Source organism: Wenjunlia vitaminophila DSM 41686 (assembly GCF_000380165.1).
GTDB lineage: Bacteria > Actinomycetota > Actinomycetes > Streptomycetales > Streptomycetaceae > Wenjunlia > Wenjunlia vitaminophila.
The window spans coordinates 1-13963 of sequence record NZ_KB904718.1; the positions used below are offsets into that span (position 1 = coordinate 1).

12 protein-coding genes are annotated in these 13963 nt (G+C 72.8%); 2 read left to right on the plus strand and 10 right to left on the minus strand.

Annotated features, from left to right (window positions below; all coding sequences use genetic code 11):
* Positions 1–429: 429 nt before the first annotated feature.
* A complete protein-coding gene (locus A3IG_RS0125275) occupies positions 430–1440 on the minus strand; it encodes a stage II sporulation protein M (protein WP_026220649.1) in 1011 nt (336 codons plus the stop codon).
* 102 nt (positions 1441–1542) lie between these two features.
* Between A3IG_RS0125275 and A3IG_RS31215 the strand changes: the two genes are divergently transcribed.
* Positions 1543–2745 carry an RDD family protein gene (locus tag A3IG_RS31215; protein ID WP_018386382.1) on the plus strand — a complete coding sequence of 401 codons (1203 nt, stop codon included), beginning with the start codon at positions 1543–1545 and terminating at the stop codon, positions 2743–2745.
* 90 nt (positions 2746–2835) lie between these two features.
* Here the strand turns inward: A3IG_RS31215 and A3IG_RS0125285 are convergent, their stop codons facing one another.
* The 8 genes from A3IG_RS0125285 to A3IG_RS0125320 all read right to left on the minus strand — a co-directional run bounded on the left by A3IG_RS0125285 (position 2836) and on the right by A3IG_RS0125320 (position 11702).
* Positions 2836–3450 carry a hypothetical protein gene (locus A3IG_RS0125285; RefSeq protein ID WP_018386383.1) on the minus strand — a complete coding sequence of 205 codons (615 nt, stop codon included), beginning with the start codon at positions 3448–3450 and terminating at the stop codon, positions 2836–2838.
* Between the two features lie 146 nt (positions 3451–3596).
* Entirely contained in the window at positions 3597–5075 is a 1479-nt protein-coding gene (gene ahcY / locus A3IG_RS0125290) for an adenosylhomocysteinase (protein WP_018386384.1), read from the minus strand.
* Positions 5076–5468: 393 nt separating this feature from the next.
* Complete coding sequence (locus A3IG_RS0125295) at positions 5469–6425, minus strand: cation diffusion facilitator family transporter (protein WP_026220650.1); 957 nt, start codon at positions 6423–6425, stop codon at positions 5469–5471.
* Positions 6426–6716: 291 nt separating this feature from the next.
* Positions 6717–7946, minus strand: coding sequence for a mannose-6-phosphate isomerase, class I (gene manA / locus A3IG_RS0125300; RefSeq protein ID WP_018386386.1), 1230 nt, complete (start codon positions 7944–7946; stop codon positions 6717–6719).
* Positions 7947–8039: 93 nt separating this feature from the next.
* Positions 8040–9149, minus strand: a complete 1110-nt coding sequence (locus A3IG_RS0125305; RefSeq protein ID WP_018386387.1) for an SIS domain-containing protein — start codon at positions 9147–9149, stop codon at positions 8040–8042.
* 191 nt (positions 9150–9340) lie between these two features.
* A complete protein-coding gene (locus tag A3IG_RS0125310; protein WP_018386388.1) occupies positions 9341–9526 on the minus strand; it encodes a Trm112 family protein in 186 nt (61 codons plus the stop codon).
* Positions 9527–9779: 253 nt separating this feature from the next.
* On the minus strand, positions 9780–11138 hold the full coding sequence (locus A3IG_RS0125315) for a phosphomannomutase/phosphoglucomutase (protein ID WP_026220651.1): 1359 nt from the start codon (positions 11136–11138) through the stop codon (positions 9780–9782).
* Between the two features lie 195 nt (positions 11139–11333).
* Positions 11334–11702: a DUF3499 domain-containing protein gene (locus tag A3IG_RS0125320; protein ID WP_018386390.1), complete on the minus strand. Its 369-nt coding sequence runs from the start codon at positions 11700–11702 to the stop codon at positions 11334–11336.
* Between the two features lie 349 nt (positions 11703–12051).
* Between A3IG_RS0125320 and A3IG_RS0125325 the strand changes: the two genes are divergently transcribed.
* A complete protein-coding gene (locus A3IG_RS0125325; RefSeq protein ID WP_018386391.1) occupies positions 12052–12429 on the plus strand; it encodes a metallopeptidase family protein in 378 nt (125 codons plus the stop codon).
* 47 nt (positions 12430–12476) lie between these two features.
* Here A3IG_RS0125325 and A3IG_RS0125330 read toward each other — a convergent pair.
* Positions 12477–13963 (minus strand): DUF5719 family protein (locus A3IG_RS0125330; protein ID WP_018386392.1); only part of this gene is annotated, 1487 nt, incomplete at its 5' end.

Consider the following 13963-nt stretch of genomic DNA (forward strand, 5'->3'; position numbering starts at 1 on the left):
CTGGCGTTGATTTTTGGTACGCTGTTGAGTTCTCAAGGAACGAACGCTTCCTTCAAGACCCTTTCACCGGTCTCTCCGGGCGCTTTCCGTTCGGTTTCTCCAGATTACCAGGTCCGCTTGGGCCTTTTCAAACCAGCCGCGGCTTCCCCGAGAAGTTCTGGAGATTCCCTTCCACTTCGCGCCGGAGCTTATCAGCTCATTTGGCGTTCCGTTTCCGGGGGCGACTCCCAGCGGAGCCTTGCGGCTCTCGGCTCGGGAGTGACGTCGGTCCTCGACGGCTGCCCACGATCATCGACCTGAAGGCAACCGTTAGAACTTACCCCCTGCACCCCACAGTGTCAATGGGGGGTGCAGCGCGAATGTGACAGTAGCAGGCCGGTGCGGGGATGCGCACATCGGCTGGTCGCGCGGGAGCAGGCAGGGGCCCGGTCAGGCAGCCGCGGGAAGTCGGTCGGCGCGGTCGAGTCGCTCGACGTCGCCCGTCTCCCCCGCCTCGGCCGCTCTGCGGCCGATGACGAACACGTAGCCGAGGAACGCCAGCTCGGCGACCAACCCGATCCCGATCCTGGCCCACGTCGGCAGTGGGGAGGGGGTCACGAACGCCTCGATCACGCCGGACACCAGCAGCACCGCGCCCAGCCCGAGGGCCATGCCCAGTGCGGCGCGGCCCTCCTCGGCCAGGGCTGTCCGACGGCTTCGGGGGCCCGGGTCGATCACGGTCCAGCCGAGGCGCAAGCCCGTTCCCGCGGCGACGAACACGGCGGTCAGTTCCAGCAGTCCGTGCGGCAGGATGAGCCCGAGGAAGGTGTCCGCCCTGCCCGCGGAGCCCATCAGCCCGAGTCCGATCCCGACGTTGACCACGTTCTGGTACAGCACGAAGAGCACGGGAATGCCCAGGAACACCCCGAGCACCAGGCATATCGCCGCCGCCTGGGCGTTGTTGGTCCACACCTGCGCTGCGAAGGAACCCGCCGGGTTGCTCGAGTAGTAGTCCTCGTACTCCCCTCCCGGACGGGTCAGTTCCCGCAGCGCGTCGGGGGCGACGATGGCGGACTGGACGTCCGGGTTGGTCGCGATCCACCAGCCGATGAGGGCGATGGCGAGGGTGCAGACCAGCGCGGTGGACACCCACCAGTGCCGGGACCGGTACACCGCGGCCGGGAACCCCGCGGCGAAGAAGCGGCCCGCGTCGCGCCAGCTAGCGGTGCGGGCGCCGGCGACCGCGCTGCGCGCCCGGGCCACGAGGGTGGTGAGCCGGGCGACCAGGGCCGGGTCGGGCGCGCTGGACTGGACGAGGGAGAGGTGGGTGGCCGTGCGCTGGTAGAGGGTGACGAGCTCGTCCGCCTCCTCCCCGGACAGGCGGCGCCCGCCGCGGCGCAGCAGCGCGTCCAGGCGGTCCCACTCCGCGCGGTGGGCGGCCACGAAGACGTCCAGGTCCATGCCGTCAGCTTCGCAGACGTCCAGGGCCCACGGGTCGCCGGTGGCATGCATGCTTGACGGACGGGAGAACCGGGACGTGGGCCACGACGGCGAGGGGCGAGCATGAGTGAGCTGGTCACGGGTGAGGCGGTGGTGCTCGGGCTGCAGCCCGCCAGGCTGCCCAGCCGGATCGTCGCGGTGGCGATCGACCTGGTCGTCTGGTGGGGGACCTATCTGGGGGTGTCGCTGGCGCTGTTCAGCGCCACCGCCTCGTTGGACAGCGCGGCCCAGGCGGCGGTGGCCGTGTCGTCCCTGCTGCTCTGCCTGGTGGGACTCCCGGTCCTGGTCGAGACGCTGTCCCGTGGTCGGTCCCTGGGAAAGCTGGTCTTCGGCCTGCGGGTGGTGCGGGAGGACGGCGGGCCCATCCGGTTCCGGCACGCCCTGGTCCGCGGGGCCGTGGGGGCGGTGGAGATCCAGCTCTCGCTGGGGGTGATCGCCTCCGTGGCCTCGTTGGTCTCGGCTCGGGGCAGGCGAATAGGTGACGTGTTCGCCGGGACGCTGGTGGTCCGTGAGCGGGTACCGGCGCAGTCCCTCCAGCAGCCTCCCCCGTCGCCCTGGATGGCGGCCTGGATGAGCGGTGCCGACCTGTCGGGGCTGTCGGAGGACCTGTGGCTCGCGGTGCGGCAGTACCTGTCCCGGATGGGGCAGCTTGACCCGCGGGTGAGCTGGGACATGGGCTGGAGGTTGGCAGCCGACGTCGCGGAGCGCACCGGCAGGGCGGTGCCGCAGGGCGCACCCCCGGCGGAGTACCTGGCGGCGGTGGTCGCGGAACGGCAGGCGCGGGACGCCCAACGGGTGTTCGGCGGCGGATTCGGGAACGGGGCCGTTCCCGGGCCCGGTGGAGCCTGGCCGGCGGCGGCACCGGTTGTTGCCCCTGGGAGGGGACCAGCCTGGACCGGGCGGCCGAGCGGCGACCGGGGGTGGCCGGGCCACGCTCCCGTCGAGGGGGCCGGAGCCGCGGGTGGGCGGGGTGGCTCCGGGGAGGCGGCGGGGCCACGTGGCTGGGCGTCCCCGGCGTCGGCCCTGGACACCGCGGCGGGGGCCGGTGGCCCGGGGTGGGCGGACGGGCGGGCCGCGTCCGGGACGCCGGGCGCCCGGAGCACAGGCGGGTGGTCAGCGGCGGGCGGGGAGCCCGCGGCCCTGGCGGACCTGGGCGGGCAGGCGGGCCCGGAGGGGCGCCTGGGTGCGCCGGACGGGCAACTCGGCCGGCGACAGGGGCCGCGACCCGAACCGGGAACGACGACGGGCTTCGCCCCACCGGCCTGAGTCGGACCGGCAGCGGGTGAGGCCCGTGACCGAGGGATGGGAGCCGGGTGGGGGCGGGTCACGGCGAGGGCGACTCGCCGGAGCCCGCGGTCAGTCCAACGGCGACGGGGGGCCGTCCAGGTCCTCGAGTTCGACGCCGGGCGCGGCGAGGACGACGTCGCCGGCAAGGTGGATCGCGTGCCGCTCGCCGGTCTCCAGGTCGGTGACCTGGTAGTTACACACCGTGAGGGTTCCGCTGTCAGTGGGGTGTGCTTCAGTACTCGTCAGCGCCCAGGACTGGTCGAGGGTCCGGGGTGCGAGGGCCGGTGGGGTGAAGGCGACGAGACGCACGCGGGTGGGGGGCCCGCCGGGGGTCAGGCGCAGCAGGCGGGCCGTGGCGACGAGGTGGGCGGGGGACGCCCCGGTGAAGCCGTGGGCGCGGGCGTTGCCCTCCTGGGCGTGCTCGCCGGTCGGATCGGAACGGACCCAGGTGAGTCCGTCGAGGTGGGCGGCCCGTACCCGCCAGCCGGCGGAGTGGAGTTCCAGACGGAGGGAGCGGCCCAGTGTGTCGGTGGTCAGGTCGACGGAGCCGGAGTGCTCGCCGGAGGAGGTGGTGGTCTGCGCGGTGTAACGCCAGCCTGAGGGGCCGGAGGCGCAGTGGAAGTGCTCTTCACCGAGGGGGGTGCTGTCGTACGGGTCGTACCGGGAGTAGCGGCCACGGGGCATTGGAGGACTCTACGGGGTGGGTTCCTGGGCGTCCGGCGGCAGGCCGTGGGCCCGGCCGGTGGCCGGTCAGGACGGGCCGGTGGCCGGTGGCCGGTGCCTGGGCACCGGCCACCGGCCGGGGTTCGGCTCGGTACGCCGGTACCGGCTCAGTACCGGTAGTGGTCCGACTTGTACGGGCCCTCGACCGGGACGCCGATGTACTCGGCCTGCTCGGGGCGGAGCGTGGTGAGCTTGACTCCGAGCGCGTCCAGGTGGAGACGGGCGACCTTCTCGTCCAGGTGCTTGGGCAGCACGTAGACGTCGGTCGGGTACTGCTCGGTCTTGGTGAACAGTTCGATCTGGGCGATGGTCTGGTTCGTGAAGGAGTTGGACATCACGAACGACGGGTGGCCGGTGGCGTTGCCCAGGTTCAGCAGGCGGCCCTCGGAGAGCACGATCAGGGTCTTGCCGTCGGGGAAGGTCCAGGTGTGCACCTGGGGCTTGACCTCGTCCTTGACGATGCCCTCGATCTTGGCGAGGCCGGCCATGTCGATCTCGTTGTCGAAGTGGCCGATGTTGCCGACGATGGCCTGGTGCTTCATCCGGGCCATGTGCTCGGCCAGGATGATGTCCCGGTTGCCGGTGGTGGTGACGAAGATGTCCGCGGTCTCCACCACGTCCTCGAGGGTGGTGACCTGGTAGCCGTCCATCGCCGCCTGGAGGGCGCAGATCGGGTCGATCTCGGTGACGATCACTCGGGCGCCCTGGCCGCGCAGCGACTCGGCGCAGCCCTTGCCGACGTCCCCGTAGCCGCAGACCACCGCGACCTTGCCGCCGATCAGCACGTCGGTGGCCCGGTTGATCCCGTCCACCAGCGAGTGCCGGCAGCCGTACTTGTTGTCGAACTTGGACTTGGTCACCGAGTCGTTGACGTTGATCGCCGGGAACAGCAGGGTGCCCTCGCGGTGCATCTCGTACAGGCGGTGCACCCCGGTGGTGGTCTCCTCGGTCACGCCACGGACCTCGGAGGCGAGCTGGGTCCACTTGGACGGGCTCTGCGCCAGGTTCCGGGTCAGGAGCTCGAGGATGACGCGGTACTCCTCGTTGTCCGCGGTGGACGGGTCGGGTACGGCGCCTTCCTTCTCGAACTCCACGCCCTTGTGCACCAGCAAGGTGGCGTCCCCGCCGTCGTCGAGGATCATGTTCGGGCCGCCGGACTTGGCATCGGGCCAGGTCAGCGCCTGCTCGGTGCACCACCAGTACTCTTCGAGCGTCTCGCCCTTCCAGGCGAACACCGGGACGCCCTTAGGGTTGTCCGGGGTGCCGTCGGGGCCGACGGCGACTGCGGCGGCGGCGTGGTCCTGCGTGGAGAAGATGTTGCAGGAGGCCCAGCGCACGCGTGCGCCGAGGGCCACCAGGGTCTCGATGAGCACCGCGGTCTGCACCGTCATGTGCAATGAACCGGTGACACGGGCTCCGGCCAGCGGCTGCTGGGCCGCGTACTCCTCGCGGATCGCCATCAGGCCGGGCATCTCGTGCTCGGCGAGTTCGATCTCCTTCCGGCCGAACGCGGCGAGTGAGAGGTCGGCGACCTTGAAGTCACCGGACCCGGGCGTGCCGGACGAGGGCGTAACGGACGACGTCATCCTGAGGTCTCCTCATGTGGGTGTGACGGGCGTCGGTCTGGGCAACGGCGGCAGTGGCACCGTGTGGAAGGCCCGTCGGCGGGCGCTCTGAGGGAGCACACGCCGAACAGAGCCGGTGGGCCCGGCTCTCTGCCGCAGCGCAGTCCGTCGGAGGCCCTCTCTCCCTCGGCCGACCCCGTGGGGCCGCCCGACCGCCATCAGCAGCGACGTCTGGCGGTAGCGAATCTACACCTTTCGGCCTATCAGCCGAAGGAGGTCCTTCCCGATCCCGCCATCGTCTTCAGGCGGTCTCCAGCCGTGGCCAAGGCTCGTCCGAGGTGGGTGCGTGAGCCTCAGCAGGTCGTTCATGGTGCGCGATGGTCCCGAGGGCCGGACGGCGGGACGGCGGGCCGGTCAGGAGCGCGCGGCGGGGGGCTTCTCCTGTGGTGGGGCCGACGGGGCGGTGCGGTAGATGTCGGGCTCCAGGTAGATCACCCGGGCGATGGGCACGGCGGCCCGGATGCGCTTCTCCGCCTCGTCGATGGCGCGGGCGACCACGGCAGCGCTGTCCTCGTGACGAACCGCGATCTTCGCCGCGACGAGCAGTTCCTCGGGCCCGAGGTGGAGGGTCCGCATGTGGATGACGCGGGTCACCGTGTCGCCGTCGACCATGGCCTCGCGGATGCGGCGGTTCTCCTCCGCTCCCGCGGACTCCCCGAGCAGCAGCGACTTGGTCTCCACGGCGAGCACCAACGCGATGGTGACCAGCAGCACGCCGATGCACATGGTGCCCACGCCGTCCCACCTGCCGTCGTCGGTGGCCAGGGCCAGACCGACACCGCCGAGGGCGAGGACAAGGCCGGTGAGCGCCCCGAGGTCCTCGAGCAGCACCACCGGCAGCTCGGGTGCCTTGGCCCTGCGGACGAACGCCACCCAGCCGAGGTCGCCGCGGGTCCGGTTGGACTCCCTTATGGCGGTGCGGAACGAGAACGCCTCGGCGCAGATCGCGAAGACCAGCACCCCCACCGGCCAGTACCAGTGGTCGATCTCGTGCGGGTTGTGGAACTTCTCGTACCCCTCGTACAGCGCGAAGACGCCACCGACGGTGAACAGGACGATCGAGACCAGGAAGCTGTAGACGTAGCGCTCCCGACCGTAGCCGAAGGGGTGCTGCTCGGTGGCTTCGCGCTGGGCGCGCTTCCCACCGATCAGCAGCAGGCCCTGGTTGCCTGAGTCGGCGAGCGAGTGGACGCCTTCCGCGAGCATCGAGGACGAGCCGCTGAACGCGAACGCCACGAACTTCGCCGCGGCGATCGCCACATTGGCGCCCAGCGCCGCCACGATCGCCCTGGTTCCACCTTCAGCACTCATCAGCGCCGGCTGCCCTTCGTCGTCGGTCGGTTTCGGCCCGGCCGTGCCCGGTCCCGCCGTGCCCAGTCCGGTGGTGCCCAGTCCGGTGGTGCCCGGCCTGGTCGTTCCGGCCCGTCGGTGACGGGATCGCCGGTGCGGCTCGGTGTGGTCGGTCGCGGTCAGGTCGGACGGGGGGTCGGGGTGGCGTCGGCGCGGGGCACGCCGGGTGCGTCGCCCGGCACCTGGGCGGCCCAGGCAGGGGGACGAGCCACGGCGGCACATTCTCGCAGCCGTGGGGCTGCGGGGTCCCCCTCACCCCGCGACGGTCGCCCGGAAGAGAGCACCCGGGCCACTGACCACCAGGGCCGCACCGGCGGGGACGAACACGGACTCGCCGCGGGCGAGGGGCACCGCGTCCGCATCGCCGGCGGCCGACCCCGTGTCCCCCGACCCGGACTCGTCCCTGACCCGGACCGTCCCCGCGGTACAGAGCAGGACCTGCGGGCCCCGGCCGTCCAGCAGCCGGACCGCGTCTTCGCCGACCACGTACCTGGACAGCCGGAACTCCTCGACCGGGGCCGGGTAGCGTTCCTCGCCGCCCTCGGCCCGCTGGGGCCGGAGCACCCCCGGGTCCGCGCTGCGGAACTCCACCACGCGGAGCAGCTCGGGGACGTCCATGTGCTTGCTCGTCAGACCGCAGCGCAGCACGTTGTCGGAGGACGCCATGATCTCCACGCCGGTGCCGCGCAGGTAGGCGTGCGGAACCCCCGCACCCAGGTACAGCGCCTCCCCCGGTTGCAGCGTGACCACGTTCAGCAGCATCGCGGCGATCAGCCCGGGGTCGTCGGGGTAGGCGTCGGCGATCTCGGCGTAGGCGGCGTAGTCAGCGGCGAAGGCGCCCGGTTCCCCAGCCCGCCGGGCCGCGGCGGCGGCAGCGGCCCGCACGGTCTCGGTCATCGGTGCCGGGTCCGCGGTGAGGACCGCGGTGAGGACCTCACGCAACGCCGCGGACTCGGGACTGGCGCGCAGCAGGTCCACGTAGGGCTTGAGCGAGTCGACGCCGAGGCCGTCCAACAGGGCCGCGGTGCGCGGCGCGGCCCGGAACCCGCACAGCCCCCGGAACGGGGTGAGGGCGCAGATCATCTCGGGCTTGTGGTTGGGGTCCCGGTAGTTCCGGTGCGGGGCGTCCACCGGGATGCCGCGCGCCTCCTCGTCGGCGTAGCCGGCCCGCGCCCGGGCCTGGTCCGGGTGCACCTGGAGGGAGAGCGGAGCGTCGGCGGCCAGCACCTTCATCAGGAACGGCAGGTGGGCCCCGAACCGGTCCACCACCGCGTCGCCGAGTTCGCGGCGCGGGTCGGCGGCGAGGACGTCACCGAGCGGAACGCGGCCGGCGCCCCGGTCGACCAGGGACGGCGCGGCCGGGTGGGCGCCCATCCACAGCTCGGCCTGGGGCTCGCCGGTCGGTGGGGTGCCCAGCAGCTCGGGGATGGCGGTGGTCGATCCCCAGGCGTAGGGGCGAACGGTGTTGAACAAGCGGTCCATGGCGCGTTCCCGGTGGTTCTCGGCTCTTGGCTGACGGTTCGGACGTTCACATCGCCGGCCCGGTCGCACGGCACCGCCGGGCTCGACGCGGGCTCAGGCCCGTTCGGCGAGGGCGAGGTAGGCGGAGGCGAAGTCGGTGAGGGCGAGCATCTGGGCGGCGGCCTCCAGCGGGCCCTCGGCCTCGGCGGTGACCTCGCTCAGTGCCACGCCGTGGCTGCGGGACAGCAGGTGGGCCGGGGTGGCGTCGCTCCCGGCGGCGTGCTCCCCCCGGTCGCGGAGCAGCACCACGCGCAGTCGCAGTCCGGCCGGGTCCTCCACGCGGTCGCGGAAGAAGTCGTCGTCGTCGACGGTCTGGGACAGCGGTCCCGCGAGGAGTCCCCGGTGGGCGTGGAGCGCCTGCGGCAGCGGGGCGGCGAGCGCGGGGAGGCCCGCCCTGCGGGCCAGTGCGCCGGCGAAGCAGCGGGCCACCGCGGGGGCGGCGGTGCCCTCCCCCCAGAGCAACGGCAGGGTGTCGGCGAGTTCCGCGGCGAGGGTCTTGGCCGGGTTCTGGTAGGTGGATGTCGCGGGGCCGCAGTGGGCCGCCGTCTCGTCCAGCCGGTCAGCGGCGCGCTGTATGGTCCCGGCGGGGAAGGACCCGGTGCCGATCCGGTCGCTCAACGCCAGGAGGGGAACCAGCAGCGCCCACAGCGCGGTCGGGTCCTGGTCGGGGCCCCCGCCCGGGGGCGGGGCGAGGGGCAAGGACATGCCCCGGGCCCGTTGCGCGGCCGAGACCACCGCCGAGTCCGGGGGTGCGACGGCCACCACCGTGCAGCCCCGCGCGTACGCCTGTTCGGCCAGTTGGGCCAGGCCGGGTTCCTGGCCCGACTCCGTGGCGAGCAGCAGCAGGTCCAGGGGGCCCGCCCAACCGGGCAGCGCCCAGCGGGGTTCGGGGTCGGCGGTGGACCTCGGGGCCAGTGTCAGGACCGGGACGGCGGTGCCGGTGATCGCGGCCAGCAGTTCTCCGGCTTCGGTGCCGGCGCCGCTCCCGGCGACCAGGACGACCCGGGGGCGTCCGTCCGGTCGGAGCGCGGCGAGTCCGGCCTCGTCGGCCAGCCGGGCTGCGGTGCGCACCCGGGCGCCGGCGGAGGCGAGGCCGCGCAGCAGCTCGTGGGTGTCGACGCGGGTCAGCTCCTCGTGGTCGTCGAGCAGCGCCTCGTCAAACATGGATGGTCCTCTCGGTCCGGGAGCGCGTCCGGGTGACGTGGGGCCGGTACGCACCCGCCGGTGGTGCGGGGCCGGTGGCTCGGACGTGCCCGGGTGGCCCGGCGCCTCCGGGCGGTGCGACATCCCTGGCCCTGGCCGTGGCCGCGTCCGCGTCCGCAGGCAGCGGTGGGACGTCAGTGGTGGGACGGCGCTCAGGCCGGACGGCGGGCCTCGTCCACCAGCAGCACCGGGATCTCGTCCCGCACCGGGTAGGCGAGCCCGCAGTCGGCGGAGGTGCAGACCAGCTCGGGCCCGGACGGGTCCTCGGTGGACTCGCGCAGCGGGGCGTGGCACTGCGGGCAGGCGGCGATCTCAAGGAACGATGGGTCCAGGTTCACGGCGTGTCCCTCTCTGTGGTGGCTGCTGTCCATTGACGACTGCCCGATGACGGGCCGTTGACGCCGGGCTGCCGACGACGGGGCCCGGCGGCGGCTGCCCCGCGCCGCGGCCCGTGCCGGCGGAACCCCACCGGGATCACCGGGCGGGCCCTGACACGGGCGGGGACCGCTGGCCACGGCCCCGCACGCAGCGTACCTCCGGGGATCTGCGGACGGCCGAACGGCACCGCCCCAGCGGACGGGGCGGGCGTGATCAGGCCCGGACGATGGCCAGGACCTCGTCCCGGACGGCGGCGACCGTCTCCGGCCGCCTCGCCTCGACGTTGAGGCGCAGCAGCGGCTCGGTGTTGGACGGCCGCAGGTTGAACCACCAGTCGGCGCCGACGACGGTGAGCCCGTCGAGGTCGTCGAGTTCCACGTCGTCCCGGCCGGCGTAGGCGGCCCGTACGGCGGCGGAACGTTCGGCCTGGTCGGCGACGGTGCTGTTGATCTCTCCGGAGGAGGCGTAGCGGTCGTACTGTCCGACCAGCCCGGAGAGCGGTCCTGACTGTTCGCCGAGCGCGGCCAGCACGTGCATCGCGGCCAGCATCCCGGTGTCGGCCCGCCAGAAGTCACGGAAGTAGTAGTGGGCGGAGTGCTCACCGCCGAAGACCGCTCCGGTGCGGGCCATCTCCGCCTTGATGAACGAGTGCCCCACCCTGGTGCGCACCGGCGTGCCGCCGTTCTCCCTGACCACCTCGGGCACCGACCAGGAGGTGATGCAGTTGTGGATCACTGTTCCGCCCGGGTGCTTGGCCAGTTCCCTGGCGGCGACGAGCGCGGTGATCGCGGAGGGGGACACCGGCGCGCCCCGTTCGTCCACCACGAAACAGCGGTCGGCGTCCCCGTCGAAGGCCAGGCCGATGTCCGCGCCGGTCTGCCGGACCGCCTCCTGGAGGTCCTCGATGTTCTTCGGGTCGATCGGGTTGGCCTCGTGGTTCGGGAAGTCGCCGTCGAGTTCGAAGTACAGCGGGACGACCTCCAACGGCAGGTCCTCGAGGACGGTCGGAACGGTGTGCCCACCCATCCCGTTACCGGCGTCCACCACCACCTTCAGCGGCCGGGAGGTGCTGAGGTCCACCAGGGAGCGCAGGTAGGCGGCGTAGTCGGGCAGGGTGTCGCGCTGGGAGACGGTGCCGCGCCGCGGCGCCGGCCCGGGGGCTCCCCGCTCGCTCCACTCCTCGACCAGGCGGCGGATCTCGGCGAGGCCGGAGTCCTGGCCGACGGGGGCGGCGCCGGCCCGGCACAGCTTGATGCCGTTGTACCGGGCGGGGTTGTGGCTCGCGGTGAACATCGCGCCGGGCAGGTCCATGCTCCCGCTGGCGTAGTAGAGCTGGTCGGTGGAGCACAGGCCGATGAGCACCACGTCCACTCCCCGGGAGGTGACGCCCCGGGAGAACGCCTCGACGAGCCCCGGCGAGGAGGGCCGCATGTCGTGTCCGATCACGATGGCGCGGGCCCCGACGACCTCGGTGAACGCCGAGCCGAAGAGTTCGGCCAGCGGCTCGCCCCACTGGTCGGGCACCACGCCACGAACGTCGTACGCCTTGACGATCTGTGAAAGGTCGGTCACGGCTGCTCCCAGTTCGATCTCCGGTGGACGTTTCAGCGCGTCCAACCTACCCGGGTGGAAAGGGTGCAGAGCGGGCGGTCCGCACCGCGGACACCGTGTGGGAGGTCCAATGGGCGGTGCACCGTGGGCGGTTGGGCAAGGGTGCGACGAGAACGTCAGTCGTTGACGGAGTGGGGCGCGGGGGACCGGCCGGGCTCAGGCGTCGGGGGAACGCAGCACCCTCAGGTGGCCACGGCGGGCGACCTCCATGGGATCTGCCTCGCGGCCACCGGCGGACGAGGTGCGTCCCGGCGGACGGGCCGCCTCACGGACGGCGTTGGCCAGCGCCTCGAGGTCGTCGCCGGTGGGTCGGGCCGCGCCGTGGTCCACGGCGAGCCGCACCACCTCCCAACCGCGGGGCGCGGTCAGCCGCTCGGAGTGCTCGCCGCACAGGTCGTAGCAGTGCGGTTCGGCATAGGTGGCGAGGGGGCCGAGAACGGCGGTGGAGTCCGCATAGACGTACGTCAGCGTCGCGACGGCAGGACGGCCGCACGCGGTGCGCGAACAGCGACGTACAGGGCTCACGAGGTTGGACGGTACCGCACTCTTGAGCGGGCCGCGACGACTATGCCTTCCCTTGCTCCGACGTGTCGTTCCGGGGAGGTGATCGCCGATCAGTTCCGGCCACCTGCGCCCTCTGACGCGAGCCCCTTGTTCCCTGCCTCCGCTCGATCAAGATCGTTCATCATTGATGATAATTATGGCGAAAACCATGCCAGTGAATGGCCAATCCAACGGCCGAAACACCATGTACACGCATCGAAACAGAGCGTCCACGGACAACGGCGTGGTGGCGGATACTCTCGGAGTGATGGACAGACCCGGACCTCCGCCCGCCCCGCGGCCCCGCCGCCGGGACCGACACGGACGCGGCATGCGCGGCCCGGTCGCGCCCCCGCAGGTGCCCATCGCCCTGTCCCGCGCCGAGGTCTTCGACGACCTGGTCCGGGAGGCGGCCGAGCAACTCGAGCGCCGCTGGCCGCAACTCGCCGAGGTCCGCTTCGCCGTCCAGGACGTGCCCCCGGCCGACGAGGACCCGACCAGCCCGGACGGCGTCCCGCTGGGCAGGGTGGTCACCGAGGCCCACGAGGGCAAGGGGAAGATCGTGGTCTACCGGCGACCGGTGGAGATCCGGGCCAAGGGCCGGGACGAACGGGCCGCACTGGTCCACGACGTCGTGGTGGAACAGGTCGCCGAACTGCTCGGCCTGACCCCGGAGGCCGTCGATCCGCGGTACGGGCAGGAGGACTGACTCCGGCTCCCCGCCCCGCCGAGCCGGCGGCGAGGAGCCGGGGAGGCTCAGCGGCCGAGCACCGAGATGTCAGCCTCGGCCTCCGGCACCAGCACGGTGGCCCGGTCGTCCGGCACAGGCTGGAGCGTGAACATGGCGACGTCCTCGCCGGCCCTGGACAGCATCCGCGCGGCGTACACCGGGCCCCCGGAGGCCGGGGTGACGGTGACGGCGAACGGCTTCTTGCCGGAGGGGGCCGGGGGCACCACGGCCAGGGTCGTCCTCGCCTTGACCTCGACCGTCTGCTCCTGCGGGTCGCCGCCGCCGGGCCCGATCGAGGTGATCTTGACGGTGGCGGCGCGGTCGGGGGCGGCGAGGAACAGGGTGGTGCCCTTGCGCTCGTTGCCGGCGACGGTGGCCTGCTCGGTCACCGGCCCCACGGCGGAGAGGAAGGCGATCTCCTGTTCGTCGTCCTCGCCCCGCACCACCTGGACCCCGGCCACCACGTCGGCGGACCGGTCGGACTCGGTCGGGGTGAGCACGAGGGAGCCGGGCTCCCCCTGAGTGATCCCCTTGAGCTCGACGGACGCCGTCATCCCCGCCCTGACGTGCAGGGTCTCGTAGCCCGCCGGCACCACCCTTCCGGTCGGGGTGGCCAGCTCCACCTTGAGGTCGGCGTCGTCGTCCGGGGCGAAGACCACCAGCCGGGCCGCCTCGGTGTCCTTGGGCAGTCCTGGCAGGACCGCGCTGGGCGCCGGAGCCTCGGACGGTGGCAGCCAGTCGCCGCCCAGGTCCGCGTGCACGGCCTGCACCGCGGCACTCAGCCGGCCGCTCCGGGCGATCACGTGGAGGACGAGGTCCGTCTCCTGTTCGCTGGTGAGCGTGGACAGGCGCACCGGGACGGTGGCCCGCGCGGGCACGCTGATCCCGTTCCCGGACGACGTCTCGATCTGCCCGTCAGCCCCGTACAGCTCCAGGTCCACGACGGCCGGCGTGTCGTCGGGGTTGGTCAGGTGGACGTAGTCGGCCCGGGCGCTGTGCGTGCTGGCGCCGGCGAACCAGAACTCGGCGCTGGGCGCGGCGCACGCGGTGCCCAGCAGGCCGCGCCCCTCGCCCATCGAGATCTCGGTGGTCTGCTGGACGGTGTAGCCGGGGGCGAGCGTCCCGCTGGCGTTTCCGACCAGGGCGGGGGCCTCGGGGTCGTCGGTGTCGGCGACCACCGCGGCGCGGGGCTCGGAGAGCGTCACCTCCGGCGCGTCGGCGGCGCCCTTCTGCTCCTTCTTCCCGCGCTCGTCGTCCTTGGCCCCGTCGTCCTCGGCCCCGTCATCCTCGGAGTTCGGGTCGTCCTCGGCGTTCGGGTCGTCCTCTTCCCCCGACGCCTCGCCCTCGTCGGGGAGCTCCCCGTCCGCCGGCCGCAGCGTGGCCGAGGCGCCCTCGTCCTCTGCGTCGTCCGCGTCGTCCCCGGCGGGGGCGGGGGCGTCCGCCGGGGGCACCGAGACGGCGGTGTAGGTGGTCTCGGCGAACTCCGACGACGTCGGGGCGGGGCAGGCCAGGG

What these genes read in the sequence shown, in the direction of transcription:
- A3IG_RS0125305 (WP_018386387.1), bottom strand. Translation starts at nt 9,149, where the DNA reads ATGTTTGACGAGGCGCTGCTCGACGACCACGAGGAGCTGACCCGCGTC.
- A3IG_RS0125275 (WP_026220649.1), bottom strand. Translation starts at nt 1,440, where the DNA reads ATGGACCTGGACGTCTTCGTGGCCGCCCACCGCGCGGAGTGGGACCGC.
- A3IG_RS0125295 (WP_026220650.1), bottom strand. Translation starts at nt 6,425, where the DNA reads ATGAGTGCTGAAGGTGGAACCAGGGCGATCGTGGCGGCGCTGGGCGCC.
- A3IG_RS0125285 (WP_018386383.1), bottom strand. Translation starts at nt 3,450, where the DNA reads ATGCCCCGTGGCCGCTACTCCCGGTACGACCCGTACGACAGCACCCCC.
- A3IG_RS31215 (WP_018386382.1), top strand. Translation starts at nt 1,543, where the DNA reads ATGAGTGAGCTGGTCACGGGTGAGGCGGTGGTGCTCGGGCTGCAGCCC.
- manA (WP_018386386.1), bottom strand. Translation starts at nt 7,946, where the DNA reads ATGGACCGCTTGTTCAACACCGTTCGCCCCTACGCCTGGGGATCGACC.
- A3IG_RS0125325 (WP_018386391.1), top strand. Translation starts at nt 12,052, where the DNA reads ATGCGCGGCCCGGTCGCGCCCCCGCAGGTGCCCATCGCCCTGTCCCGC.
- ahcY (WP_018386384.1), bottom strand. Translation starts at nt 5,075, where the DNA reads ATGACGTCGTCCGTTACGCCCTCGTCCGGCACGCCCGGGTCCGGTGAC.